The organism is Chitinophaga pinensis DSM 2588, assembly GCF_000024005.1.
GTDB lineage: Bacteria > Bacteroidota > Bacteroidia > Chitinophagales > Chitinophagaceae > Chitinophaga > Chitinophaga pinensis.
Genome location: NC_013132.1, coordinates 4,330,472 through 4,356,493, shown reverse-complemented (window position 1 = coordinate 4,356,493; position 26,022 = coordinate 4,330,472). Strand labels below are relative to the sequence as shown.

The window sequence follows — 26,022 nt, the reverse complement described above, 5'->3', positions numbered from 1 at the left end:
CATAATGTAAGTACCCCGTTTAGCAAACAGTATTCTTCTGGAGAATCGTTTCTTCAAGAACCATGTTTTTCCACTCTTCTGGGGTAAGATTATTTAATGCTTCATGTGGTCTACGCTGATTGTATTCTTCCAGCCACTCCTCTGTTAACTCTCGTACCTGGTTAAGGTCAAAAAATAAGTATGCATCAAGAACAGCCTCACGATATAGACGGTTAAACCTTTCTATATATCCGTTTTGCATTGGCTTACCTGGCTGGATGTATTGAACGATGATATTATTCGTTTTGCACCATAGGCAAAACTTTGTAGAAGTGAACTCCGGTCCATTATCTACTCGTATACTATTCGGCTTACCACGTGTTGTCAATATTCGGTCCAGTACCCGCGTAACCCTCTTGGCAGATAGGGATGTATCGATCTCAATAGCCAATGCTTCTCTTGAACAGTCATCCATTACATTAAAAGTCCGGAAGCGTCTATTACCAGTCATACTATCACTCATAAAATCCATACTCCAACTAACGTTAATCATTTGTTGCCTGATCAGTGGTTGCTTTATCCGGGCGGGTAATCGTCTTTTCCCTTTCCTACGTTTGTTGAGTTTTAATAGCCTATAAACACGGTAAATCCGTTTATGATTCCATTTATGGCCTGCCCTCCGCAAATAAGAGGATAGCTTCCTGAAGCCGTAATTAGGATGCTTAAAAGCCAATTCCTGCAATGCAATAATAACTGCATTATCATTCTTACGGCTATTGTAATAGAATTGAGATCGTGGAAAGGATACAAGTCTACAGGCCCTACTCACAGAAATACCTTCTTCACTAACCAGCTCATGCGCTATTTGTCTTTGGGTGGCAGGGCCCAGCCTTTTTTTGTGAAGAGATCTTTAAGAAGTTGATTATCCAGGGATACATCAGCATACATCCTTTTCAGACGCGCATTTTCTTCTTCTAGATCTTTCAAACGCCTTACATCTGAGGCTTCCATACCTCCATAACGACTCTTCCAATTATAGAAAGTCGCTTCTGAAATGCCGTGTTGTCGGCAGATCTCTTTGGTCGGTATCCCGGATTCTTGTTGTTTAAGGATAGAAACAATCTGGGATTCTGTAAATCTTGTTTTTTTCATGATGAACAGATTAGTTTAAAATTAACACTTTTATCTAATTTTAAACTGTCTGCCGTTAAGGGGTACTTACAATAACAATTATGCAAAGCCAGATACACATAAAAAAGGACTTCAATCTGATTGAAGCGCTCTCTTCAAATTTTGATAACACACCCACAAATGACATTGTCAAATTACCTGACAATTTAGGTAAAGGACAAATACGAGGCATGTATTTCCCCTCAGATCTAAACCTGTACACTGGAGATTACCACTTAAATACCCCTTGGGAACTGGAGACTATCATTACATCCGACAGCAACGTCTTCTACATTTTTGCCAGTATCCTATCCAACAGCATCACCATCAAAAAAGACAATAAATGGGAAACCATCAATCATAACGGCCCTCAAACCTTATTATTCCATTCGCCCGGCTCCTCTGTCCAGGTTGCATTCCCTAAAAACGAACCTTTTAAGACCATTGCTATAACTTTCACCACTCAAACCATCCAGGGCATCATAGATCATCCTGATGTCTTAAAAGGGCTTAATTTTTCCTCCCCCTTCCTATATTTAGATGAAACAGTTCCCGAAGCAGAACGCTATATCAACAAATTAACCGATAACCATTCACGCTTCGACACGTACATTACTTTACTCAACCTGCTAAAACTAAGCCTCTACCGGACCTTCGTCATCAAAGAACGTTATAATTCCTCCGGCCTGTTAAAAGAAGATGTAGAAAAACTGTTTGCACTTAGAAAAACACTCATGGATAATAGTCACCAGACTATTAAAATTGCTACCCTTTCCGCAGAAATCGGGATGGGGCAAAGTAAATGGTTAAACTATTCAAACAGGTATTTAACCGTACCATTTACCAGTTCGCGCAAAAGGCAAAAGTCATCAAAGCCAAGGATCTTCTCAACACAAAAAAATACACCGTATCTGAAGTAGGGTATATGGTGGGGTATAGCAACATGACCCATTTTGCAAAAGCCTTCAGAAAATATTACAAAGTTAACCCTGGTGAATATCTGAAAAATGTACTCAATAATACAAATACTTAGCAAGCACATATGCAATAAAAACCTGGTTCGATGTGCTGGAACAAGATCTGTTAATAAAATGCCTTCAGACTTCATAAATCGGTTGACCTTTATTTAACTTCCAAACTAAACTGGGTATATTCTCCCCTGGCGTTTTTCTTCACAATCGTATGCATCCCTTTATACAACAACAACGGGCGTACATGTTCCTTCTCGACATAAACCACGTCAGTAGCGATCGCATTTTCATGCTCTGTCTTCAGTTCTACGGGGTTATACGCAGTGAATACACAACCGCAATCTTTCAGTAGTGCTGGTTCCAGCCAGGTGACCACCCTCTTCTCTACATCTTTAAACAGAAAGCCGGGGCGCCCAAGAGAGTCCTTAAAACCAGCATTGAAAATGGAATAATCCACCGGATAGTAGTTACCATAGTAATTCCAGGTCTTTTTAGTGGTATTATCAACTAATACAAAAGCCTCAGCCCTGCGGATCGTATCATTGGTCAGCGTATCAATAACAATTTGTTTCTCATTTAACTCCGTCTGATCAATGGTAAGTATATCTTCATAGTTGAGGAGCTGGCGTAACTGGCTACCCATCATCGGGCCCGACTCATGGATGTGAGCATAGCCCGCATGAATGATAAACCTCGATTTTGGATTGGCACGGATAATAGCAAGAATATTTTTCGCCTGTTGCTGCTCCCTTAGTGATGTAAATGCACTTTGTATTACTTCCCCTTTCTCATTTTTTATGATCAATGCAGAATCCCTGGGTTGATAATTAATATATTTCATCGACCCATTTTTGTCCAGCATGACGCTGTCATCCCAGGTAGACCGTACCAAATACTCATAGGCCCTGACTTTATAACCTTTCTTTGCCGCATACCTGATCAGCGAGGCATAGGTCGGTTCACTCAGAAACGGGCCTTCGCCTTTTACCGGATAAGCTCTTTTATCCAGCTGGTTATTGGGTAAGATACCCTCCGCAAGGAAAACATTATACCCCTGCTGATATAAGGCGCTTAAAAGAGATTTAGTAAAAAGTCTATGCTGCGGTCGGTAATGTGCTTCATTGATCAATATGATTCGGTGTTTCGCTGCTTCTCTGAGAATAAGTTCACGGGCATCAAGGACATGCTTATTATGGAGCGTAATTCGAACAGGGGCCTTTGGTGTCATGATCGAATCTTCATACACCATACTTTCATGATAATATCCCGCAACTGATAACGCGGACAGATTCATTTCTGCAGCATCAGGCGCCCTGCTATTTCTCGCAATAATAGAGTCTGCAAAATCATACCCGGGGTTACCCGGTTCATGCTGATCTGCCGACAATAACATGATAAAACAAAGGAGTGGAAGGATAAAGAGTTTCATGGGTGTGACTTTTATTTGAAACGTGATTTGATATATCCAGCCCTGCTATTTTTTTATAATACCAAACGCCCTCCTATTCCCGGCAGTAAGTCCATCTTCAACAACATACGAGAAAATCGCGTGATCGTGAAATCCGCTAAGATCAGTGAATAATAAAATAGTTACTGTGAGTTACATGAATAGGGGATGTTGGTTGAGAATCGTGAATGATCTGATAAATTAACGGACCGACTGTTAAAATAGTATATATCCGGTAATACTTTTTATAAATACACCTGGTTACCAAATAAAATTTTTTGTCTTCGGATTGAATGTCTCTTCTCGTGTAACCTCAAAAATCATTTCGTCTTATACTCCATCATTAGAGCAAGGATATTACCTGGGAAAGGCCGAATAGCGTTGTTATAATCTGTAACAGCCTTATTGTAGCATCTCCTGCAAGCTGAAAATTATCATTCGGTTAATAGTTAAATAAAGAGGAACGCCAGAGATAGCCCCAGCGTTCCTCTTTATTTGACGGTTTAAGCGTCAATTTTCATTACATCATATTCAGCAGAGCCTCTGTATGCTTCGCAGCAACCGCGGGAATCTGGCTGAATGGATAAACATCCGCCGTAACACTGGCCGTTGCACTGAAAGGCCTGACAAAACGGATAGGTGTACCGTTTATATTGGTCAGCTGTCTGGACCATGCCTGTTGGTATAATCTCAGGAGATCGGCTTTATCAGCATCTGTCAATTGACTCAGCGAGCCGTAATTCATAATCGTGAATTTCTCGTGGGTACCGAATATCTCAGAAGGAAACGCTGCTTCTTTTGTTTTCGCGAAGAAATGACGCAGGCCGAAGATATGCCCGGTTTCATGTACAAAAGTATCAATCTGCTCTTCATCTTTCTGCTCGAATAATATGGGATACACATTAAACTTATGCTGACCGGCATCAGGGAAGAAGGCGCTTGCCAGTACGCAGCCGGATGCATTACACTTATTACTCGACAATACAACAATTTCGAAGTCCCACAGGTCTTTGTCTTCTGTGAAACGCACGGGGGCAGCTTTACCCCATTTAACAAGCGCTTTGGCAAAAAGTTGACGGACAGTATCTTTTACTTCCTCCGGATGCGCAAAGCTATTCAATGCGCGCTCCTGAAAGCGCCAGCGCAGCGTTACACCCGGCTCCCATAAAGGTATAAATCCTTCAGAAGCATCTACAACCAGCTCTGTAATAGATTTGTTTTGTGGTGTTTCATGGCCGCGGGATTCTGTGTCACAAATAATGCCTTTTCCAAGAAGGTGAACATTCTGGATTTCCTCTTTAGTAGGAGTATGATCTTTTTTTAATTCGAATACATTCCGCATGATATTGTGGTTATTTTGTGAGAGACGAATGTATGATTATCAGGCAATTCTGAAAATACAAACTAGTTGGTATTTTCGGGGCTGCTATAACGTTTAATGTACAAATCAACATCGCGATAGACTTTATAGCCGCATGAAGCGAAATTAATCGGAGACAACTTACTTCTTCGAACTCAACCATTAGTAAAACTAATTTGTTAATCTTCAAAAAAATCAGAACTTTCGCTATTAATAATCCTGAAAAACCAGAAAAAGTACAATTGAACCCTAAAGTTAAAAGATTACACACATGAGTAAACGATCCATGTCCCAATTAATGCTATTAGCCATTGTTACATTGGCAGGCTGTAAAAAGAATGACGGACCTGATACAAATCCTGCGAACCCCTTGTATCTGCCGGTTGTGATCTATAATACTGCTAACGATGGCAGCAACAATTTGAGATCTGCTGTTGATAGTATTGTGTACAACGCAGATAACACACCGGCAACATTATTTATGCAACAGATACAAAACCAGGAATGGCGGCAACGTATTCAATTCGGATATAATGAACGCCAGCAATGTATTTCAATAAGGTGGTTCAGCAGCAATGAGCTCAAAGAACTGGATTCTCTGACTTATACAGGCAATAAAATAACTGTTTACAAACAGGATCCCATTAATCATAGACTCAGAGATAGCCTCTTTATTACATTCAACAATGATAATCAGGCATCACTGTTCGGAAGCAAGGACACAGTATTTGAAGAGAATATTAAGCGGGTCCGCTACACTGAACTTACATATAGTGATCGTAATCCCGTGAAGATTCTTGATCATCGGTTCGATAGCTTTTTCGAAGATGCGACATCAACTACCGATGAATTGACCTGCACTTACGACAACCATCCCAATCCGCTCTATGAAGTGTTTTCGCGCAATCCTTATATCATGAATATTATACATCAGGATGATAACACACTTTCTTTAGGAAAAAACAACCTGACAAGTCTTGTTATCAGGAATAATGGTGGGAGCAACTCTACAATTAATTTTGATCATCACTATGATGCTGATGGCAACCTGTCCTCCTCGCAGGCCAGTGCCGTCTCTGGTGAAAAATTCGGTATTGAGTATCGTTATATCAAAAGATAACAGATGGTAATCAGTATATTCAATGATATCAATTGGTTTATGAAACCTGGCATTAGCAGTAATAAAAAGCCCTGAAAATCAGAAATTTTCAGGGCTTTTATTAGACTGATTATCAAAATAAAAACCAATTTCATAAAACATCTTTTTCGACAATCTCCAAACCCCACCCGACTCACCTTCACCATTCTCCAACACAACCCGAATCACCTTTAGACAATACACAACCTCTCTCCTGTCAGCTTTAGATAATCTGCAATCTAGTCCCTGAACACCTTCCACAGGTTAGACTAAATTTACCCTATCAAAATATCTCGAATGGCCAAACAAATGTCAATCTTCACCTTTACAGGTAAACTCGGTAACCTCATAGGTTATCAGCGCAATGGTAAATACTTTTTGCGCAGTGTGCCCCAATCAGTACGGCAGACCGCTGCTACCCGACGCGCGTCCAGGCGCTTCGGCCTGGCCAGCAGGAAAGCGGCCCTGATCCGTCATGCCTGCTACCCTGAACTGGACATCCGTTGTGACGGCGCCCATATAAATCGCCTGAACAAGGTACTTATTGCAGCAGGTGATGATCATACGGCGATAGCCGGTTTCCATTTCAATCAATATGCTGGCTTAGATCGTTTTTTTACAGTAATTCCCCGGCTTTTCAGAAATGAAGTCTTGCACATCCCGGCACAAAGCATCATCCGGCATAAAGGTATTACTGGACTGGAAGTAAAAGTCATTGCAATACGTATCGATTTTATGTCCGGTCAGGTCACAGGGCGCAGAGCAGTTACCTTGATGATAGATCCGGAAACTACCTTCGAAGGAAGGGATATTGCCCTGGACGTCCCTGGCGACGGCACATTGGTGATAATCCTCCAGGTGAGGGCCCTGGATAAAAATGGCATAGCTGGGAACAGACAACACATGGCTGCTGATATTATTACCGTGACAGCGCTACAAATGCATGGATGTTTTAATAAAAGAACTCACCCGGAGCGCTTAACATTGCAGCAACTGTTAATACCAGACATTAGACATATAGCCGATAAAGGTCTGGTTCAGCTGGAATAAATGATGATAGCCCTTCTGATATATTTTGATGAATTACACCTTTACATTCTCTCCTTCAGCTACAGCATCGTCCTGCTGCTGTACTGCTATTGCCCGGTCTAAGGCAAATCTGACTTCCTTTTACATTTTATACTGATGATTTATCCGGAAGTCAACACCGGATCAACTCCACCTTCATTGCTACGATACGGTATATATAAAGGCCATTTAAGACCCTCAAACAGCAGGTATAGATGGCGATATGACTCATGACTTTATCCGGAGAAGCCCCATGCCAATGTTTCTCATGCTGCCAGGCACCAAAACGGAAAGGTCAGAGATATGGAAGTACCTTAAAATGCATAGTTTTAAGGCGCTGCAATATCTTTGACCTTTATGAATAGCTGACGCGATCTATTCAGATCCCTTATCCTTCCGTCATACAAACAATCAACCCACATTAAATCTAACGCCCGTCAATTCCTCCGTCAATTTCCACAATGATTTTGCGCTCGCTTCATCCAATGAATACGGCTTTACACCATTAGGTACCGATGCATCAACCGCCAGTGCAGCCACATCAACATCTTCTAAATACACACCACCAATCTCCTTTAACAGCGGACTCGTAGCAGCCCATATAGTTGTCGCCGCACCTTGTGGAATGGTTTTCAGCGAATCAATCACTGCCTGCACCGGATTTCCATGCTCATCATAAAAACCAAATTGCTGTAATATCTCCAATGGTGCTTCTCTCGTTAATTCTGTCCCCCAGATATTCCCGGGATGCAGCGAATATACCCTTACATCGAACGCCTTCGCTCGTTCATTCAGCTCAAGCGAAAAAAGATTGACAGCAGTTTTTGACTGTCCGTAAGCCTGTAAAGTCTGATATTCACTATGTGCAAAATTCGGATCTTCAAAATTGAAAGGGGCAAAATGATGTCCCAGGGAGGATACATTCACGATGCGGGCCCCATTCGCTTTTTTCAGTGGTTCCCATAACCTGGCCGTAAGCCTGAATACCGCAAGATAGTTGACAGCAAGCTGCGATTCATATCCATTTACATCACGGCGTAAGGATACGAACATAATTCCTGCATTATTAATGAGCAAATGTAAAGGTCTTCCCGAAGCCAGGAACTTGTCAGCAAAGCGGTCAATAGAATCAGGTACCATCAGGTCCATTTCTTCTATTTCTACATGACTGATTCCTGCCAGGTTCTTTTTTGCTTTCTCAATATCTCTGGCGGGTACTATCACTGTTGCGCCTGCCTTAGAAAGTGTCTTTACCGTTTCCAGACCGATCCCTGTATTACCACCCGTAACGATCGCAATCTTTCCTGTAAGGTCTATGCCTCTAATTACATCACTTGTAGTTGATGTTGCGTTAAACCCTGAACCAATCGGTTGTTGTAACGCTCCTCCATAATTATTCTGTGCCATTTTTCTTATTTAAATAATTTCCCTATACCCATCCGCCGCGCGATGTGGTCACAATTAATTTCATTTCGAATTCGCTTCCGATCGCCTTCGCAGTCAAAATCGAATTGATAAAATGTCTTTTCTACTTATTTTTTGACAAGGGGAAAAACTGTCTTAGTTTGCAGCATATATTGACCCCGTCGAAAGAATTGCGCCGCTACAAGCTGAAGAGCGGCTGCATATTTATACTTAGGCAGTTTCAATAACAAAAGCCTTCAACTCCGCCAACTTACCCCCCCGGAAACGCCAGACATCGCAGTAAGCATAATGGATCTTTTCCCCGCTTTTGCCCTTCAGACTGATCTTGCCAATGGCTGTAACAAAATCGCCCTCAGCAATTAAATTGTCGACGTTAAACTCCGGAGGTGTTGCGTAGGCTTCTTTCATATACTCCCGAAGCGCTTCCTTTCCCTGCAGGATCTTATCCCCAACAAAGTCGTATTCTATATCATCCACGCAGAAAGACAAAAACCCTTCATTGTCGCCCTCACGGACACAGGCGTTTGCTTTTAACAGTATTTCCTTATTGTCCAAACTCATCTTTAAATAAGTATTATTTGTGTAAATGGATTTATGCAAGAATAGTAGATATCAGCAAACGTACATGGATGCTATTACTGATGAGCCTTTATGACACCATTGCTACTTTCAGTACCCATCGTTCAATTTCTAATTGCTACGATGCAAACTTAGCATACATTCATTTATCTCAGCTACTTTGTAACCAAAAGTACCGGTAACAAGCGGGTAACAAGGTAACTTACAGGTGACAATGGATGAGTCATCTGACATAATTTATACCAACAGACTACCACCATCTACGACCAATATCTGCCCTGTCGTAAAGGCGCCACGCATTAAATACAGATACGCTTCCGCAAGATTTTCCGCATCCCCTACCCTTCCTGTCAACAGTTTCTTGCCGACCTGCTCAAAGAAATCTTCTCTGTCCGCTTCGCATAGGTGTTTTAAAAGATTCGTTCTGACAGTGCCTGCACATACCGCATTCACGCGTATAGGTGCAAGATCAATAGCCAATGCACGGGTAAGTCCTTCTATCGCACTCGCCATTCCTGCAACCACTGCTGTTCCTTTCCTCGGCCTTCTGCCTAACGCACCCGTCGTTAAGGTAATTGATCCTCCTTTTCTAATGAGTGGTGCGCCATGCTTTGCCGCCATAATTGCCCCCCAGAAACGCAGATGAATGGATTGTTTTGCCTTGTCGATGTCCAATCCCGGCAATTCACCAAATAATAACGCATCGCCGGCTGTAAAAACGAGGTGATCAAATTCGCCTGTCTTTTCGAACAGTGCTGCCACCTGCAGCTCGTCTCCAAGGTCAGCAACAAAACCTGCACTGTTTTCCGGTAATACAGCTAATGCCTCATCTACCTTTTCCCGGGTACCAGAGACCACCACCACCAATGCACCTTCATTTGCCGCAGCTACTGCTGTTGCCAGCCCCAACCCTGAAGTTCCTCCCAATAAAACAACCTTCTTACCTTCCAAACTGTATGCGTTGCTATTTCCCATAGTTTTCATATTAGTTTTAAACAGCACAAAACTATCCCCCAATTGCTATACATTTACTATCCGTTACCTTTAGGAAAGTGACTTTACTCATGGAAAAATTAAATTGCGAACCAACACCTTCTATTGATAAGCGATTAGCTCTCAGAGATGCTATTGAGTTATTGAGTGGCAAATGGAAAGTATGTATTCTTACGAATTTATATCACCGCGGCGCCATGCGCTTTAAAGACATACTGGAAACCTCAAAGGGGATCACCCCCAAAGTACTGTCGAAGGAATTACAACAGCTGGAGGAAAATTTGCTGATTACCCGAACAGTGAATAATACAAAACCTATTACAGTGTCCTATGCGCTTACTGATCATGCCAGCGAAACCCACCCCGTTATAAATGCCTTAATTGTATTTGGGTTAAGGCATAGGACGAAGATTAAAAACAAATAACCGGATAATCCTCAGAGAACAAAACAGCTCTCCAAAAGATTGATTTTAATTACAATACGAAATACATGACAGACTTACCTAATAAGAATAATCAGATTCATTATGTCACAAATTTCCAGGACCTTATTACCACGCCATTTACCGGAGAAATAAATGCGATGTGCTGGAACCGGAACCTGACAGGTGATTTTTCAGAGATTGTTAAAAAGGTAACGCTAAGCGGAAATATAACGACCATTGAGGAAGAAGAACTGCTGGACCTTCAGTTGAGTGAACAAGGACAACTTGCCCGCGAAATTCTCTTAAATGACTTTAAAGCATTAAAAGCGCACGGCGCATCACCAGTACTGAACGTCATCAGCCACTATGACCGGGACGAAACCTACCCTTTTTTCCCCACCGACGTTTATTCTTTTCACGTAGATCGCTCTCCCATCCCTGTTGACACCTTTTTATGCACTTACTACGGCGAGCCAAGCGACATATTGCCCAATGCACAAGGCAAACAGAAAATACTCATTCCGGCAATACGGGAAGAACTCAAAAAACTATACCAGGGACCAGATGAGGGGTTTGATGCCTTTTTAAGCGAACATTTCTTTGATCTGCACTACCAGGCGGAACAGAATGCCCAACTGATAAGCTTAGGGCTTGGTAACCTCTGGAGGTTAGCGGTTGATCATCCTGAAAGTAAGGTCCTTCCCTGTCTCCACCGTGCTCCAAAAGAGAAAGCCGGACAACACCGATTGTTAATGATCTGTTGATCACAAGTCATTCACCTGCAGTGCGTATTCCTGATCATGATTATCCTGCTGAATGAGCGTCAAAGCAACTTTATAGGCGCCCTTTTTCTCCCAACGCGCTATCAGCCAGGCAATAAAGCTGAGGGTGAATATGTCGTCATTTTCCGCTCTGCCAGGTAGATCTAACACCGCCTTTTTATACGCCGCTTCAAAAACAACATCAGGTTTTTGAAGGTATTTTTCAACCAGTTTCACAAACAATAATACCCGATCCTCTGAAGTTTTCAGCAGATACTTCTTATATCTCCGTCGGAAGCTAACCAGCCTGGACATTGCAAGCTCAATGTTGGAGAACTGTGCATGTACCAGAATTTCCATCAGGTTCTTTCGGATGGTCCACAACATGCCCATTTTTTTCTCATACCAGGCGTCAGTGCGCGTCAGTAAAGCCAGCTGTTTCAGACTTCCCCGATCATTACACAGCGCTAAAAACATGGTCAGGCATATACGTAAGTCCTCGATATCTTCCGATTTAGACGTATGTTTTGCATTGGAAAGTGACTGCCGTAACATCGAAATCGCATCGTCAGCGCGGTCTGTAAAGAACAGGTTCAGGGCGGAGAGTAGTTGATGACGTGAATGAAACAGCGTATAATAACGACTATCCGTCATCATTAAATCCATCATTTCCCCAAGATAAGCGGCGCACCGGTCAAAATCCTTCCGTCTCAGGTGAAAGTTTGCCAGCAGATACAAGATGGATATGTGATAAAAGAGGTAAGACTGCTTTCTATGCCCCTGATCTTGTATAAATTGATTCGTCCGGTTGATATAGCGCTCTATCAATCCATAATTCTGCTGTATCGCTGCGTATTCATTAGCGATGAAAAGAATCTGATAGATAGACTTATACGTCATGAGTTCCCGCGCGGAAATTTTGTATTTCCGGATGGTCGCGAGCATCAGGGTCGTTAGATTAACAATCTTTCCTTTCAGGTGTATCTCCTGCAGTTCCTGTCTCAGGAAAGCATAGGCCATATTGAGCTTAGCCTCCCGTTGCATATGCGACTGGTTGCGCATAAAACGTGTAGTCAGTACTTCAAGATCTTCAGCTCCAGGCAGATGCGCATACTGTAACTTCAACAACAGGAGTTCATTCAGCAGGTTAAACTGCTCCAGTTGCTCGGCAAGTCGCTCAGCCTTATCCAAACACTTAAAGGCAATCTTTACAACATCATTTTCCAGTAAAAAACGTCCCACCACAAGCAGACGTAGTGCGTCATAGGTATCAGATTGACTACTTTCAAAGGTCTTCTGTGACAAAAATAACAGCAGATTGTCCTGTAACCTTTTACGTAAAGCATGGTATGCATCATCATTTTTCTGCGATTCATAGAGATTATTTATGCCATCTATATCGTCAGTTTCTAACAAATCCAGCAATTGCAGGTTCTTTACATCGGATCTTTTATTTTTCCGCTGTAAAAACTGCCTGAAAAGCTTCTTCTCAGCACTGTTAAGCAGGTTAATCAACTCCGAAAGTGAGTCCATATGAATATATTAAATAGATATTTTAGCCTATACAAAGGTAGATAATTGCCATTTTATATCGTCAGTATTTTTCACATTCTGGCTTTTTTGAACGGCCCTTACATCCGACATTTGTTTCATATTCATCACAAAAAAAACAATATGGAACCGCTACAAAACAAAACAGAAGATAACTCCCCCGCCCCCAAACATGGCGAAAAGGGTAGAAACCCATTTAAACCGACTGCCGCATTCATAGGTGCTTCCTGGATTGCCCTATTAACAGGAGCAGTGGGATATTGCATCGGTTTATGGAATGCAAACATGCAGTTAAACGAAAAAGGATATTATTTAACCATCTTATTATTTGGTCTGTTCGCAGTAGTCTCTGTGCAAAAAAGCGTTAGAGATAGGGCGGAAGGACTTCCTGTTACAGACCTGTACTACGGTCTGAGCTGGTTCGCCACTATTTCATCCATGCTTTTGTTAACCATTGGTCTGTGGAATGCAGGGATCGCACTGAGTGAGAAAGGTTTTTACGCAATGGCATTCGGTTTAAGTATGTTTTCGGCCATTGCCGTACAAAAGAACACCCGCGACTCGAAGATGTTCCAGGACAAAGAACTGTAACGTAGCGGTTACAACCCCGCAGTCACTTGCTGGTCAAGCCTGCGGGGTTTATTTACCCCTATACAAAACAAACGTCCTGTAAGTTAAATGATTTACAGGGACATTCATGATGATTTAACAAACTACGATTCCCTTCTGATATCCTTCCGGAGACATTCATCTGGTTCATTGTCCTTATTCGCGACTATCAATTTCTCTAACGTCTTATTCGTTATACCCACTTCAATAGAGGGGCACTATACTAATACTATGAAATATACGCCGTTTGCGGTTTCTTTTTTTCAATACTAATATTTATAATGCTTTTGTCCTTTTCTCGTACGTTTTTGCCCTTTTCATCCGCAATGGTCTGAAATGGATTTTCTTATCGCTGTTGACACCGCTGTAACAAAGCCGCCTGCTGACGGCTGGGATGAATTACCGGATGTGCTTAAAAAAAGCAACTATTGAAGCTTTCATAAAAAAACTTTCCCTGAAAACTTAAAAGTACGCTTAATTTGACCCGGCTATCTACTGATATTCAGCGATGTATTTCAACGAAGCAAGCTCAATGCCAGTCATGAGAACAAAAACGACACTGCTTCGCTGTCGGCGTCCGGGCAATTCTTTTACAAGCAGGGCAAAAATTCAACTCCAACTCAAATTGATGGTCTTTCCAGATACGATCTACTATCCTTTCTTTTAACGCCTCATGGCCGTCTGCTATCATACTAAGTATCTTTGGATCATCGCTTATCCATTTCTGCTCAAGCATACGTGCGCGCATTGCCGGTGAATTTGTTTTAAGGCTGTACATCATCGTTTGCTTAGCCATAGCCTCATCAGACGTCATAAATTTTTCGCAATAGTAATAGATATAATCTCTGATTTCAGGATAAAGGGTCGCCATGCTGCGTTATTTTCAGCAAAAATAACATTAAACCTCTTCTTTAAAATAAGAATATCCGTCACCGTATTTACTTCGGACTTAAGAAGCGATTGGAATAACAAGCGAAACAACAAAGCGAAGAGCAATATAAAAAAGCGTATTGCATCCTTTAAAAGCAAAATAAACAAGAGGTAAAATCAGAAGCCACATGGCTTAATATCCCCCCGGAGAGGCAACTTATAACCGGGCTGCCTCTTCACATTTCTCCAGCACCTTCAAAAAACAGTTTGGCTACGCACCTTTCAACGTACACCATCAGCAAAGCGATTAAACACCCAGCCTCCCTCCCATAGACTTTTCATATATTTACAAATAACCTGTAATAAATATGAAGAAGACGATCTCGATTGATGACCTGCAGAATATATGGGAAAAGGTAACCCTCCTACATGGCGGACAAACATACGGCGGGCATGAGAAAGACCTGAAAATTGAATACATCAATCACATTGGCAGCGTTGTATTTGAAGTCTTTTATGCACTGCAGGCAACAGATAACTTTGACGGCGAACTGGCCATTACCTGTGCCCTTTTACACGATACAGTCGAAGATACCGCCTTCACAAAGGAAGAACTAAGCTTACTGTATGGCCAGCGTATAGCTGACGGCGTACTTGCCTTAACCAAAAACAGTAGCTTACCCAAAGAAGAACAGATGCCAGACAGTCTGCAACGCATCCTGCAACAACCGAAGGAAGTATGGGCCGTTAAGATGGCGGACAGGATCTGTAACTTGTACAAACCACCTCACTACTGGGATAATGAGAAGAAAATGAATTACCTGAAAGAAGCCCGCGAAATACACAACCAACTGCATAGCGCGAACGTATACCTGGCCAACAGACTTCTGCGTAAAATCGAACAGTATAAAAAGTATCTCTCATAAATTTCAGGATATCATATGCCGGAGCCGCGCTTGTCAATATCCTGTAAACAACTATTACGCTCATAAAAACGTGATGTGCTACATATACCATTGCATTTCATTTTAGTGGTAGAAATATTGTGCTATCAGCGCCCTGTTTGCCACTGATAACACAATATTACTACAATTATCCCCCCGATTCCGGCGCTTGTCCATAGGACGCAAAAACATGTCCACAGGACGCAAAAACGTGGTGTGGGTATCTGTACATCTCCACCATTGAAACGGATATCAGTACCTTATTCTGATGTTTATTATGCTCCGTTGATGGTAAGAAAAAAAACGCAGGACGAATGTAAGATGATAAAAGCCTGTTACAGATCATAGGCAGGACTACAATTATCGTCATAAATCGCCACTAAAAAAACAAATCCTTAACACCTCGTCCACCTCAAAAAATACCAACTTGTTTGTATTTTTTGTCCCCACCAGATCTCTTACTTTTACCCCTGTTATTCTAACTATCACATCCCCTTACCTGGACAAATCTTTAACTATACAGCTAATCATATCAAAATAATCTTTTACATTTTTCATCCTAAAACGACTAATGATATGCCAGTTCCAGATGGACTCCATACCCCGATCACCAACATCATCACTTCAGAATCGCCCGTTGTGGCCCCTATGGTATCACCGGGATCCACAGGCGACGGAGAAGTAATTGCACTGGGAAATGAAGATCAGGTTGAACCTATCCCTCGTCCTGAATCCTTCGCAGAAGCACGTATGGAAATTGAGATTCCCGACCTTCCGGATATCGGTATCGCTTCTTTCGGAGCACCACCCAATTTTGAAGCTGTCATTGGTACGGACGAAAGGGTACAGATCCAGGAAACGGAAAAATATCCATGGAGAGTGACTGCCTCCCTTCTGATCACGGCTGCTGACAATTCCCAATGGATAGGAACAGGCTGGTTTATCAGTCCGCGTACCCTGATAACAGCCGGCCATTGTGTATACATCAAACATAGTGGTGTTGCCGGTCGTGACGGATGGGTGAAGAAAATACAGGTAATGCCCGGACGCAACGGGAATCAGCTTCCGTTTGGTCTCGTTAACTCCGGTGAATTCTTCACAGTGACTGGCTGGGGGGAAAACGGTCTTGAAAATTACGACTATGGCGCCATTATATTGCCCAATGCATTTCCTCAGGATCTGGGCTTTTTCGGCTTCGCAGCACTGAGTGATGAAGAATTGTTGCAATCTGTCGGTAATATTGGGGGTTATCCTGGCGATAAGCCTGCTGGCACGCTCTGGTATGATAACAGAAAAATCAGTAATGTAAATCCCGAAAAAGTATTTTATGAAATTGATACTGCCGGAGGACAAAGCGGGGCTGTCAATTATATAATACGCGACGGCGAAAGGATCGGTGTCGCCATTCACGCCTACGGTGGTACCACCGCCAATTCGGGTACACGCATCTCCGCCAATGTTTATACAAACCTCGATGCCTGGAAAAGAAGCTGATTCATTCAAACAATACAACTGTTATGAATAGTTATAAAGGAATTATCCGGATCAAGGATAATAAAGCCTTATTAGATGCAGGTGGTATTATGGTGGAGCTGGACGCCGATCCGGCCACTTTCGCGCCATATAATGGCTGTATGGTAACAATAAACGGCAACCAACAGGGCGATGTCGTACAGCAAGCAACGCTTGCCACTACTGCTGAATTAGCCCCTGCTGGTGAAAATGGCCATACAAGCCTGCCTGCTGTTATTACCGCCATAAAAACACATCCCGAACTCGCTGCCATACCCGGCTTAGTGGGATTGAGACCCGGTTTCAGCGAAAACCCGGATGCACCGGACCTGCCTGTTATTGTCGCCGTCTATCATCCCGGACAAAAGCCTGAGACCATGCCTGCGTCGATAGACCACATAAAAATCGAACAGCGAATGGCCACTGTGCAGGAGCAAATATCCGGACTATTGCCGCTTTCAGTATGGGAAGATACAGCGGCTGTTGCTGAAGCAGCCGCCCCGGCTATTGCCTATACCCCTCCGCCGGAAGACCGGGTAAAACTCGAGGAGATGGAAGTCAATAATATTACCTGCCATGTCGGGCCTGATTCAGGTTGGTATACCTTGAAACCATTCCTGGAAGGTACCACGGAGCGCCTGACCGTAGCGATGTACGAATTTTATGCTGAGCACATTATAAAGACGGTTACAAAACTAGGAGAAGACACAACAGCGGAATTGAATATGATCCTGCAGGTCAGTACCAATGATGAAACAATTGAGGAGACATTACGGGAAAGCTGGGGAGATCGGCTGACTTTTGTACGAGCATCGGTTTCAGGCCCCAACAGAATCTTTAACAACTCTTATCATACGAAAGTAGCCGTAAGAGATTCAAATGCCTTCTGGTTGTCCAGTGGTAACTGGAGTCCTAATAGTCAGCCAGATGTCGTACCCGGCGCCGACCAGTTTCCTTACAGAAAAGGCAACCGGGAATGGCATGTGATCATCGAGGACGCCCCCTTAGCTGTCATGTATGAAGAATTCATCAGGTACGATATGGAACAGGCAGCACAAGTTGGCGCACCGGAAGCCGCCCCTATTATGCCGGATCTGCTAATCCCCGCATCGTTCCTCGAACAGGAAGCTGGCGTTATTCAACCTTTTCCTTTCGAAGCGCAGACATTTGCATCCTCAGGTACTCCTGTCAAGGTAAAGCCTTTAATGAGCCCTGATAACTATGCAGAAGAACTCCTCACGTTGATTGAAAGTGCCACAAAATCCCTATACCTGCAATTCTCCTATATCCGGCAGCCATCAAAAGAGGTCTTTGATCATATCATTGATGCCATCGCACAAAAAATGAAAGAAGGAATTGATGTCAGGGTACTTGTGAGCAGCAACCAGAATGCCGATCATTCAGATCTCCTCATTGCCAAACGTGGCTGGAAACGCAGTATGTTCCGCAAGCAATCAGCTAAAATGCATAACAAAGGAGTGCTGGTTGATGGTAAAATAGCGGTAGTCGGCAGTAATAACTGGTCAACCGACGGCACCCAATATAACCGTGATACCAGCCTTGTATTCTACTCCCGCCCCATTGCACAGTATTTTACCAAGGTGTTTCTATTTGACTGGGATAATCTGTCCAGTCCTATTGCACGCCAGGAGGAAATCCAGCCTGTACTGGCCCCGGAATCCGGTCCTACGCCACTAGGGATGATACGTATTCCCTGGCAGGCATGGTTTGACGAATGACATATCTACACCACTTATAAAAACCAATTCCTTATGGCTGGTATTCTCGACGAACAACCTTACCCCTGGCATAAAAAAACAGCACAGCAACTACATCTGAAACTTTGCCAGTTCAGCGCCTCCGTACCGGGTATTTTATTGGTGGCTGCACAAAGTCAGATAGAAGCGTATAATCTGCATACAGAAGAAACTCCCTATCTCTTATGGGCAGACATTCTGGAGTATGCCGCTATACACGGCCACTTACGGGAACTGATAACTAATATAGCCAATCGACTTTCAGCCACCAGCCCTATAAGGAGCTTCTTCCAGGATCTGTTGGCTAACCAGGATCCTCCGCTGGATGCAGAACCGGTAGGGCCGCTGGGAGCACCCAGGTTTATTAGCGACACAGACGACATCACAGAAAATGAGGCCCTGCTATATAAAGAAGATCTCACCTTACGGATCGTCAAAGTACCTGCACTGATCAATACACTGCAAAAGCTGACAACCTTAGCGCCCGGTGTATGCCGTTTCATTGTAGAAGTACAGGGGAGCACGCAATATGGTACAGGTTTCCTCATCGGCAAAGATATGCTCTTAACAAACTGGCACGTTTTACATCATGAAACCAATGGGACAAAAGCAAGCGCTGCGACTGCAGAATTTCTTTTTGATGACAGCCATGCCAACTCATCCGTCAAAATACCCTGTGATGTAAATACGATTGTCACATCCCAAGAAGATGATTGGGCGATCATTCGTAGCACACAGCCACTAGAGGATAACTGGCCGATCATAGCACTATCTAAAGCCGTAGCGCCACAGAACAACATCGCAGCCTATATTATTCAACATCCAGGTGGTGAAAGCAAACGGGTAGGTTTTGTACGTAACCAGGTTTCAGATTTCAACGATCGCGTAGTGCATTATTTAACAGATACACAACGAGGTTCATCCGGTGCGCCGGTATTTGATGAAAACGGAAACCTGTTTGGTCTGCATCATGCCGGAGGAAGACCGCAGACAATAGTAGGTAAACCTCCCCTCGTGAAAAATGAAGGGATACTTATTTCAAAGGTAGTAGAAGGTTTGAAGCGCTATGAAGTCGCTTTCGACTAAGGAACTTACCTCAATAAAGTTGTAAAACGTTCAGTCGTGGTCAACAGTTGTGGATTATCCTTCGCAAGATCGCGGAGAATGTCTGACAATGTGTTGACCTGATTGTTTTGCACCAGGTAATTAATCACGTTCAACCAAATCATTCTTGGAGAGCCGCTTAAATCTATCATTTGCACCTTCACATGCTCCGCAAGCAAATAACGCATGATATCGTTTATATCCATAGGCATTTTTGACACCGCATCTACCAGATCTTCCAGTTCCATTCCCGTGGGTGTTATTTTTTGTTTCGCATTTAGTTTCGATTCTTCGCCAACACCCAGCAGTCCCTTACAGAGTACTTCCAGCGGGTCTGGCCCTACAAGATAGAATATAACGGCCGCCAGCTTTTCATCCCTCATATTTCTGATGATCCGTACAATATCCTGTCTGTCGGCATCATTCCCCCTTTGAATGATATCAATAAGGAATTGTGTTTGTATATTGCTATTTGATGATAAATTTCGTTCTCTCAGATAAGTGGTGAGTAGCTCCTCTCGTCTGAGCTCCAGCGGGGGCAGTCCTGTCTGTATATATTTACTGGCTACATTGAGAATAAGATCATCCACAGAAGGAGAACGAAAGCTTTTGTATAGTACCGGCATTTCTTCTCCATGAAATACCGTCAAACTAAAAACAATAGCCACTTCCAGCGTCGACATTGACTTTCTGGGAATAGTGGCGATTTCTAAAATATCGCGTAACACATCCTTATCTGTCAGCTGTTTCTGACGGAATTCCGATAACATTAACAGATACCAGATAGATTCAAATAGTACCGGTGATGAAGTGTTCTCTGCATTCGACCTGATAAAGGACTGATTACGCTCATTAAGACTGCGGATGTCAGACGCATTCATACCTAACCTGAACTTGCCGGAAGTTTCATATTTCAAACGTCCTTCTTTATCGGTAAGACTCTGATAAGCGGCCACGTAATTATCATCAGTCCTGTTGTCAAGCACTTCTATCAAAGCGGGCCATACCACATCCCTCCTTTGCAGGATATGCTGTTCGAGTACCATCCTTTTAACACCCGCCTCTTCTCTTATTGCCTGTAAAACCCTTAACTCTCTTTCTAAATCTACCGTCAGACGCATTCTTGCCGCTGCTACTGCCAGGTTCTCTGTATTGCCAAATTGCCTGTTACTCCACTGATCAGTATTAATCTGTGATAAATAATGATCCGCTATCGCCCTGTTGCCATTATAAGTTTCCAGCAATGCAAGAAAGATCAACTGATCTTTCCTGATGCGGGGCTCCGTCGTTTTGCTGTTTTTTAATAACCTGATCGCTGCTTCCAGGTTTCCCTCCTGCCATGTTACCCAAGCATCATAGATCAATAAGGGACTATCAGCACTTCTTTCTTTCCGATGATTCAATATCTGCCTGACGCTGTCCGAGTAGGACTTACGCGCAATAGATTCCTTTAGAATAGTATAGGTCTCCGATTCCCAAATAGCTATATCATCCTTTGTCTCAGAGAGTGACTGGTTAATCATGTCCTTTAACCAGTCTTTTTCCGCCTTATTCTTCTCCGGCAGATCTTCCACTGAATTTTTCAAATAAAGCGCTATTTCTGGTCGCCAGTGTTTTTTTGCATCCTGTAAGTTTCCCAGTCGTAATGAATGATACACTAATTCCGCAGTATGTTCATGAAAGGAAAGATCCTGCTTACGATAGTAATCCACCGCCTTTTGATCTACCGATCTTACATACGCCGCATCTTCCAGTTCAAGCAGTCTGATAGTAGAAGTATGTAGCTCAGGGCGTAATTTTAAAACATCTTCTTCGCCAGGAATTGTAGCCAAACCCTCCTGTCCATCTTCCAGCAATGACATTTCTTTAGATAATTTATCAAATACTTCGTCAACAGTTGTATTAGCGGGAAGCAATGAGAAAAGTATTTCGTTGATAATATCCCTTGTTATCTTTCTGAGGATAAGCGCCTCCCTTATCAATGGCTGCAGGTCAGCATCTAATACCCTGTATAAAATGCGGCGATACAGGTATCCTTCAATCGTATCTTTGGGTAATCCATGCTGCAGTTCATTTTCATCTCCCCCTTTATTGACGTAGTGGATTACCAATTTCAGTATCAACGGAATACCCTTTGACATGGTTGCCATTTTCCGGATGACAGCTGCATTCTTCAAACCGTTCTTTTCCAACACTTCTTCTGCATCCTGTATTTTCATACCTGTCAGCCGAAGTGATGCCGCTGGCTTATCTGCCAGCTTAAGACTGGCAACAGCCGCCCTGCCACTAACGATAACCTTTATGGACGGGCATTCTTTTAATATAATATTGAGTAATTCCCAGATGCCCTGATATTGTTTTGCATACTGTGCTACTTCGAAACCATCCAGCACCATTAAGGAGGGGGTAAGTGCTTTCTGCGTTTTGTTAAGGTTTTCACCCAGGGCTTTGAACATAACTTTCCAGTCATTGTTATCCGGTGGAGCGACAAAATCTGCGCGTTGAACCCTGATCTGCCCGATAAGGATACGGAGAATAGACTGCGGATCATCAGGAGTGAGATCTGCACGATCAAAGTCTAACCACAATAAGAGGGTATTTTCCGGCAACTGCAAACAGAAATGACTGATCAAAGCTGTCTTACCGATCCCTCCGATTCCACTGATGACTATCGATCCCTGTCTGTTATCTTCATACCAGGTCTTCAAAGTATTCAATTCCTCCTCACGCCCCCTGAAACCAGCCCCTCCTAAGTTTGTCAGGGCTGCTCTTATACGTCGCTTCTGAAGTATGCCGTCTACCTCTGCCGGACCAGGCAATGTCTCGTCAATCCCTTTAAACCAGCGTACGGCCTGCAGCCAGTAAGGCAGTTCTTCCACATCCACTTCATCCAGATTATAAGGCCCCCCGTTTAAAATACGCCTGATCACCTTTTGCCCAGGCTGATGATTATCAATACCACTTTCTATATTTCTCAGACTGTCAATAGAAGTCGAAGTAAGGATCTGCTGGCGGTCCACAGGTTTCAACGCCCATACCGGCGTTTGCTTGCTAATGAGATGAGGAGACAACGCTTTTTTCTCTTCTTCACTAAGTACAGTGGGATCGATATTCCATTGCACAGCTGCCTTATAATGTATTTCATCCCATTGCGGCGTAGGCTGGGAAAATTCCAGGTCTTTTGATAATATGCTTTTTGCATCTAACAACTGATGTGCTGCAGCAATTTGCGGCCAATAATCAGTTGTCCGGAGAAACCCTATAATACCGGCTGTTGTAACACCACTATTATACCTCTTTTCACCTACACCAGCCAGGAGATGCATGGCAATCAATTTACCATTTTGTATATTGATAACAGGCGCTCCGCTGGAACCGGGCAATGTATCTGCATCATAAGCAATCCACTTATCGTTTACCTCACGGATCTTTCCAAAACTAAGTTGCAGAGCACGGGTACCTTGGGGATATTGCAATACCATCACATCATCCTCTGGTTTACAATTCTCTGTTTGTAAATGATGAATCGGATAACTAACGGGCTTTTCCAGTTTCAACAACGCTACCCGCTCGTGATCTTTTATCCATTTTCCCGCGATCGATACTAACCTGGCCTTCAACGGCGCACTATCTACAGTAGCCGAAGAATAACAGGTAAACTCTTCTTCCGTTTCATCGAGATACCCGAACCCTGGTATAACAACAAGTTCAGTGGTCAGCAGCCAACCAGTAAATCTACCGGAAGCAGACACGATATACAAAGTACTGCCAGATGTTCTTTGAAGATGCAGCAAAAACGCTGCGACATCTATAAATTTAGCCTTATCACCTGTTATCATAATCTTACAATTTGCACCTGTTTTAACTAAGTTGCTCCAATCTCGACCTTAGTATATCATGAATACGCTGCAACCTTGGGAAAACAGCCATATCAGGAGAAGGATGATCGGCCGCCGCTATAATCGCCACCGCCAACTGGCTTATTTCAGGATCCAGCATTGTCTTTTTCCTGGCCCGGAGCCAATACTTGATGAAATCCTCCACATCCGGCTGTTGAATAGCATTTTCATCTGTTGTAATCTCCAGCCAGCTATTCGCTTTCCATTTCGAAGGAATCTTCGGTTCTGCATAATTGATAAGCATCAAGCGAAAATGTCTGGCAAAAGAAGCGTCAAACGTAAATAGTGCAAACTGTTCAAAGAAACTCCGGATCTCAGAATCTATAATCGGTGCAGGACGCATTGTACCGTTTTCATCCGGTGCATCTTCATAACCAAGATCATCCATTGCTATCCACATTTTAACAAGCTTTCCCGTCTTGTCAGTTATTTGGGTGGCTACCTTTTTCAAATCAATACAAATTGACTTATACCAGGCTTCGTTACTGGTGGCGTCTCTTGGAGGAATATGTATTGGATCTATACCAAGACTACCGTAGATGTATTCAATAGTGCTTTTAACATCAGGGCACATCCCCCCATAAATATATACCACTTTAGCTTGCCTCTCTTTGCTGACATTTTCATAAATAAATCTGCAATGGCTTTTACCACTCCCTGATTTACCCCGCACCAGCAGCACATTAGCCATCGTTGAATCAGCAGTAGTTTTGTCTATAGTGGGACGTTGCAGTTTGAGATCAAGAATAAATATATCGTCTGAAAAAAACCGCTCGTCTCTCGCAGGTATAGCATTTTCAATCAATTCGATGACATCCATTAATGCCTTAACCGTAGCATGCCTTGTTTTCAGGTAGGAAATAAACGAGCTGAAAAAACCATACGGCGTTATTTTCTCCATCGCTTCACTCCACATGATATCCGCCCGCTCTGACCATGTGAGTAGAGGTAAATTAGGACCAATCTCTTTATATATTAAACGAATCGCCGCCGGATTCGGCGCTATAATGCATAAATTTCGCAATAATGCCTTGCTCTCATTACGATGAAAGGGAAACTCTGATGCATCAAAAAAGGGGTGGTCCATATAAAAATAGTCTACCCTAATTTAAGGGTATCAGGTCGTTCAAAAAATACAAAGTAGTTGGTATTTTTCAAGGGTTAACAGTGTTCTACATCTCTTACTTTTAAATATAATACAATATCTCTTTCAATATCCTTTCTCCAATCCCCTTATCCAACTGATGCTTGTCATCCAATATACCACACGTCGCCACAGAACAACTATTACCCGCCGCCGTCTGTCGGCTAAAATCAAAATAAGCACCTGTCTCCAGATGATACCGGTCCGCCGGATATAAAAGCACACTATGACTACATTCCCAATACAGATTATATACAAACATCTGCTTTAAATCTTCGTCTGTCGGTTTATAATCCGGGATCAATTTCCATTTAGTATCCAGCACGATCGTCTTTTCCCCCTTCCTGAGAACAATATCCGGCCTCACAGACTTGGGATACAATGCACCGTTCCGTTTCCAGAAATGTTGGGATTGCTGTCTTTTTACTTCAATCCCCTCGCTATTCAGGCGCTGTAACTTTCTGAAAATATACTCTTCCCAGAGTTCATTCATATCAAACAGGATAGCGATCACGTTATTCGTCCCTCCTGTAATATCCGGTCGGTAATTTAGCAATAATAACCGCGCAATCTCTAAAGCAGGCTGGTAAGTGCTGCTTTTGCGGTCGTATTGTATCTTATCAAAGGTAGCCGCCGTTACCTTTATGGCGGGTAATTCCGGGAAATCGAGCCTGATTCTGCCCAATTTATCATTCAGGGAGGTATTGGATACGAGCAGCGGAATAAGCTTTAAGACCTCATTAATAATCTGATTAAACAGGTTCTCATGGCTATAAATGGTATGTTCAACAAAGAACCGCTCTTTATGGATAAGATTCGCACTGATGTGTTTACCAAAATCAAGTTTCCCTTTGAGTGTTGTAAGGTTCGCTGTATGTCGTTTGTATTTTTTAATCAGTCCTCTACGTAATAAGACTTCGACCTCTTCCAGGAACAAACGTATATAAATATCAAGTATGGAGTTTGAGCGGAGGTTCAAATTGGCCTTCTCTACATGGTCTATTTTAATCAGACTACATTGCTGCAACATTTGCAAAAGAATACCATGCCACTTCCCCTTTTCCTCACTGGAATCTAATCGCTCCCTGTCTGTTTTAGGCAATATTTCAATGGTTAAATCCCCCGCCTGAAGGACGCCCACATAATTTGAAAACTTAATGCCATTATGCATTAACGTGAAATAGCGACCGCCGTATTGCTCATTATAGACAGCCAACGCCTTCCAGTGCTGCTGTTTAAACTGATCACAGTCCTTAAACAACAGCTTCTGGTGCTCAAATACCTGGACGACCTTCTTCCTGTTTATCAACGGCATG

Annotated in this window: 22 protein-coding genes and 1 pseudogene; 11 read left to right on the top strand and 12 right to left on the bottom strand. The window is 42.9% G+C overall.

Going from position 1 to position 26,022, the window contains the following annotated elements; all coding sequences use genetic code 11:
• Nucleotides 1–19 precede the first annotated feature (19 nt).
• Nucleotides 20–1,131 (bottom strand): IS3 family transposase gene (locus CPIN_RS17320; protein ID WP_148230517.1). Its coding sequence is split into 2 segments (ribosomal slippage): nucleotides 20–879 and nucleotides 879–1,131, totalling 1,113 coding nucleotides; the frame shifts between segments, so codons are not numbered across the junction.
• An 80-nt stretch (nucleotides 1,132–1,211) separates the two neighbouring features.
• On the opposite strand from CPIN_RS17320, the gene CPIN_RS39340 reads away from it, so the two are divergent.
• Nucleotides 1,212–2,069, top strand: a complete 858-nt coding sequence (locus CPIN_RS39340; protein WP_044218990.1) for a hypothetical protein — start codon at nucleotides 1,212–1,214, stop codon at nucleotides 2,067–2,069.
• A complete protein-coding gene (locus CPIN_RS39630) occupies nucleotides 1,988–2,182 on the top strand; it encodes a helix-turn-helix domain-containing protein (RefSeq protein ID WP_369126335.1) in 195 nt (64 codons plus the stop codon). The genes CPIN_RS39340 and CPIN_RS39630 overlap by 82 nt, the downstream gene beginning before the upstream one ends.
• Nucleotides 2,183–2,271: 89 nt before the next feature.
• Here CPIN_RS39630 and CPIN_RS17305 read toward each other — a convergent pair whose 3' ends face one another.
• From CPIN_RS17305 to CPIN_RS17300, 3 genes and pseudogenes are all read right to left on the bottom strand, one after another.
• Complete coding sequence (locus CPIN_RS17305; RefSeq protein WP_012791131.1) at nucleotides 2,272–3,549, bottom strand: hypothetical protein; 1,278 nt, start codon at nucleotides 3,547–3,549, stop codon at nucleotides 2,272–2,274.
• A gap of 338 nt (nucleotides 3,550–3,887) precedes the next feature.
• A pseudogene (locus CPIN_RS39625) lies at nucleotides 3,888–3,980 on the bottom strand (LemA family protein); the annotation flags it as partial.
• 107 nt (nucleotides 3,981–4,087) lie between these two features.
• A complete protein-coding gene (locus tag CPIN_RS17300) occupies nucleotides 4,088–4,909 on the bottom strand; it encodes a matrixin family metalloprotease (RefSeq protein WP_012791130.1) in 822 nt (273 codons plus the stop codon).
• Nucleotides 4,910–5,198: 289 nt separating this feature from the next.
• On the opposite strand from CPIN_RS17300, the gene CPIN_RS17295 reads away from it, so the two are divergent.
• Entirely contained in the window at nucleotides 5,199–6,047 is an 849-nt protein-coding gene (locus CPIN_RS17295; protein ID WP_012791129.1) for a hypothetical protein, read from the top strand.
• Nucleotides 6,048–6,362: 315 nt separating this feature from the next.
• Nucleotides 6,363–7,115, top strand: coding sequence for a hypothetical protein (locus CPIN_RS17285; RefSeq protein ID WP_012791128.1), 753 nt, complete (start codon nucleotides 6,363–6,365; stop codon nucleotides 7,113–7,115).
• Nucleotides 7,116–7,544: 429 nt separating this feature from the next.
• On the opposite strand, the gene CPIN_RS17280 is transcribed toward CPIN_RS17285, so the two are convergent.
• From CPIN_RS17280 to CPIN_RS17270, 3 genes are all read right to left on the bottom strand, one after another.
• Nucleotides 7,545–8,540 (bottom strand): SDR family NAD(P)-dependent oxidoreductase, encoded by a 996-nt coding sequence (locus CPIN_RS17280; RefSeq protein ID WP_012791127.1) that lies wholly within the window; start codon nucleotides 8,538–8,540, stop codon nucleotides 7,545–7,547.
• Nucleotides 8,541–8,768: 228 nt separating this feature from the next.
• Complete coding sequence (locus CPIN_RS17275; protein WP_012791126.1) at nucleotides 8,769–9,119, bottom strand: nuclear transport factor 2 family protein; 351 nt, start codon at nucleotides 9,117–9,119, stop codon at nucleotides 8,769–8,771.
• Between the two features lie 255 nt (nucleotides 9,120–9,374).
• The gene (locus CPIN_RS17270) at nucleotides 9,375–10,112 is read right to left on the bottom strand and encodes an SDR family oxidoreductase (RefSeq protein ID WP_148230582.1); all 738 of its coding nucleotides are present in this window, start codon (nucleotides 10,110–10,112) and stop codon (nucleotides 9,375–9,377) included.
• Between the two features lie 89 nt (nucleotides 10,113–10,201).
• Between CPIN_RS17270 and CPIN_RS17265 the strand changes: the two genes are divergently transcribed.
• Together CPIN_RS17265 and CPIN_RS17260 are read left to right on the top strand one after the other, a co-directional pair.
• Entirely contained in the window at nucleotides 10,202–10,555 is a 354-nt protein-coding gene (locus tag CPIN_RS17265) for a winged helix-turn-helix transcriptional regulator (protein WP_012791124.1), read from the top strand.
• A 65-nt stretch (nucleotides 10,556–10,620) separates the two neighbouring features.
• Nucleotides 10,621–11,319, top strand: coding sequence for a hypothetical protein (locus tag CPIN_RS17260; RefSeq protein ID WP_012791123.1), 699 nt, complete (start codon nucleotides 10,621–10,623; stop codon nucleotides 11,317–11,319).
• Here the strand turns inward: CPIN_RS17260 and CPIN_RS17255 are convergent, their stop codons facing one another.
• Nucleotides 11,320–12,849, bottom strand: a complete 1,530-nt coding sequence (locus CPIN_RS17255) for a hypothetical protein (protein WP_012791122.1) — start codon at nucleotides 12,847–12,849, stop codon at nucleotides 11,320–11,322.
• A gap of 141 nt (nucleotides 12,850–12,990) precedes the next feature.
• Between CPIN_RS17255 and yiaA the strand changes: the two genes are divergently transcribed.
• On the top strand, nucleotides 12,991–13,458 hold the full coding sequence (gene yiaA, locus CPIN_RS17250) for an inner membrane protein YiaA (RefSeq protein WP_012791121.1): 468 nt from the start codon (nucleotides 12,991–12,993) through the stop codon (nucleotides 13,456–13,458).
• A gap of 547 nt (nucleotides 13,459–14,005) precedes the next feature.
• On the opposite strand, the gene CPIN_RS17245 is transcribed toward yiaA, so the two are convergent.
• Nucleotides 14,006–14,347: a hypothetical protein gene (locus tag CPIN_RS17245; RefSeq protein ID WP_012791120.1), complete on the bottom strand. Its 342-nt coding sequence runs from the start codon at nucleotides 14,345–14,347 to the stop codon at nucleotides 14,006–14,008.
• Between the two features lie 367 nt (nucleotides 14,348–14,714).
• On the opposite strand from CPIN_RS17245, the gene CPIN_RS17235 reads away from it, so the two are divergent.
• The 4 genes from CPIN_RS17235 to CPIN_RS17220 all read left to right on the top strand — a co-directional run bounded on the left by CPIN_RS17235 (nucleotide 14,715) and on the right by CPIN_RS17220 (nucleotide 19,645).
• Nucleotides 14,715–15,272, top strand: a complete 558-nt coding sequence (locus tag CPIN_RS17235; protein WP_012791119.1) for a bifunctional (p)ppGpp synthetase/guanosine-3',5'-bis(diphosphate) 3'-pyrophosphohydrolase — start codon at nucleotides 14,715–14,717, stop codon at nucleotides 15,270–15,272.
• Between the two features lie 594 nt (nucleotides 15,273–15,866).
• Nucleotides 15,867–16,784, top strand: a complete 918-nt coding sequence (locus CPIN_RS17230) for a trypsin-like serine peptidase (protein WP_012791118.1) — start codon at nucleotides 15,867–15,869, stop codon at nucleotides 16,782–16,784.
• Nucleotides 16,785–16,807: 23 nt separating this feature from the next.
• Complete coding sequence (locus tag CPIN_RS17225) at nucleotides 16,808–18,541, top strand: phospholipase D-like domain-containing protein (RefSeq protein ID WP_012791117.1); 1,734 nt, start codon at nucleotides 16,808–16,810, stop codon at nucleotides 18,539–18,541.
• A 33-nt stretch (nucleotides 18,542–18,574) separates the two neighbouring features.
• Complete coding sequence (locus tag CPIN_RS17220) at nucleotides 18,575–19,645, top strand: trypsin-like serine peptidase (protein WP_012791116.1); 1,071 nt, start codon at nucleotides 18,575–18,577, stop codon at nucleotides 19,643–19,645.
• Nucleotides 19,646–19,650: 5 nt separating this feature from the next.
• Here the strand turns inward: CPIN_RS17220 and CPIN_RS17215 are convergent, their stop codons facing one another.
• The 3 genes from CPIN_RS17215 to CPIN_RS17205 all read right to left on the bottom strand — a co-directional run bounded on the left by CPIN_RS17215 (nucleotide 19,651) and on the right by CPIN_RS17205 (nucleotide 26,021).
• The gene (locus CPIN_RS17215) at nucleotides 19,651–23,502 is read right to left on the bottom strand and encodes a S1 family peptidase (protein ID WP_012791115.1); all 3,852 of its coding nucleotides are present in this window, start codon (nucleotides 23,500–23,502) and stop codon (nucleotides 19,651–19,653) included.
• Nucleotides 23,503–23,524: 22 nt separating this feature from the next.
• Nucleotides 23,525–24,649, bottom strand: coding sequence for a hypothetical protein (locus tag CPIN_RS17210; RefSeq protein ID WP_012791114.1), 1,125 nt, complete (start codon nucleotides 24,647–24,649; stop codon nucleotides 23,525–23,527).
• Nucleotides 24,650–24,749: 100 nt separating this feature from the next.
• On the bottom strand, nucleotides 24,750–26,021 hold the full coding sequence (locus tag CPIN_RS17205; protein ID WP_012791113.1) for an McrC family protein: 1,272 nt from the start codon (nucleotides 26,019–26,021) through the stop codon (nucleotides 24,750–24,752).
• Nucleotide 26,022: the final 1 nt, after the last annotated feature.

Coding starts and splice junctions, on each gene's coding strand:
- CPIN_RS39340 (WP_044218990.1), top strand. CDS start 1,212: ATGCAAAGCCAGATACACATAAAAAAGGACTTCAATCTGATTGAAGCG.
- CPIN_RS17305 (WP_012791131.1), bottom strand. CDS start 3,549: ATGAAACTCTTTATCCTTCCACTCCTTTGTTTTATCATGTTATTGTCG.
- CPIN_RS17300 (WP_012791130.1), bottom strand. CDS start 4,909: ATGCGGAATGTATTCGAATTAAAAAAAGATCATACTCCTACTAAAGAG.
- CPIN_RS17295 (WP_012791129.1), top strand. CDS start 5,199: ATGAGTAAACGATCCATGTCCCAATTAATGCTATTAGCCATTGTTACA.
- CPIN_RS17285 (WP_012791128.1), top strand. CDS start 6,363: ATGGCCAAACAAATGTCAATCTTCACCTTTACAGGTAAACTCGGTAAC.
- CPIN_RS17280 (WP_012791127.1), bottom strand. CDS start 8,540: ATGGCACAGAATAATTATGGAGGAGCGTTACAACAACCGATTGGTTCA.
- CPIN_RS17275 (WP_012791126.1), bottom strand. CDS start 9,119: ATGAGTTTGGACAATAAGGAAATACTGTTAAAAGCAAACGCCTGTGTC.
- CPIN_RS17270 (WP_148230582.1), bottom strand. CDS start 10,112: ATGGGAAATAGCAACGCATACAGTTTGGAAGGTAAGAAGGTTGTTTTA.
- CPIN_RS17265 (WP_012791124.1), top strand. CDS start 10,202: ATGGAAAAATTAAATTGCGAACCAACACCTTCTATTGATAAGCGATTA.
- CPIN_RS17260 (WP_012791123.1), top strand. CDS start 10,621: ATGACAGACTTACCTAATAAGAATAATCAGATTCATTATGTCACAAAT.
- CPIN_RS17255 (WP_012791122.1), bottom strand. CDS start 12,849: ATGGACTCACTTTCGGAGTTGATTAACCTGCTTAACAGTGCTGAGAAG.
- yiaA (WP_012791121.1), top strand. CDS start 12,991: ATGGAACCGCTACAAAACAAAACAGAAGATAACTCCCCCGCCCCCAAA.
- CPIN_RS17245 (WP_012791120.1), bottom strand. CDS start 14,347: ATGGCGACCCTTTATCCTGAAATCAGAGATTATATCTATTACTATTGC.
- CPIN_RS17235 (WP_012791119.1), top strand. CDS start 14,715: ATGAAGAAGACGATCTCGATTGATGACCTGCAGAATATATGGGAAAAG.
- CPIN_RS17230 (WP_012791118.1), top strand. CDS start 15,867: ATGCCAGTTCCAGATGGACTCCATACCCCGATCACCAACATCATCACT.
- CPIN_RS17225 (WP_012791117.1), top strand. CDS start 16,808: ATGAATAGTTATAAAGGAATTATCCGGATCAAGGATAATAAAGCCTTA.
- CPIN_RS17220 (WP_012791116.1), top strand. CDS start 18,575: ATGGCTGGTATTCTCGACGAACAACCTTACCCCTGGCATAAAAAAACA.
- CPIN_RS17215 (WP_012791115.1), bottom strand. CDS start 23,502: ATGATAACAGGTGATAAGGCTAAATTTATAGATGTCGCAGCGTTTTTG.
- CPIN_RS17210 (WP_012791114.1), bottom strand. CDS start 24,649: ATGGACCACCCCTTTTTTGATGCATCAGAGTTTCCCTTTCATCGTAAT.
- CPIN_RS17205 (WP_012791113.1), bottom strand. CDS start 26,021: ATGCCGTTGATAAACAGGAAGAAGGTCGTCCAGGTATTTGAGCACCAG.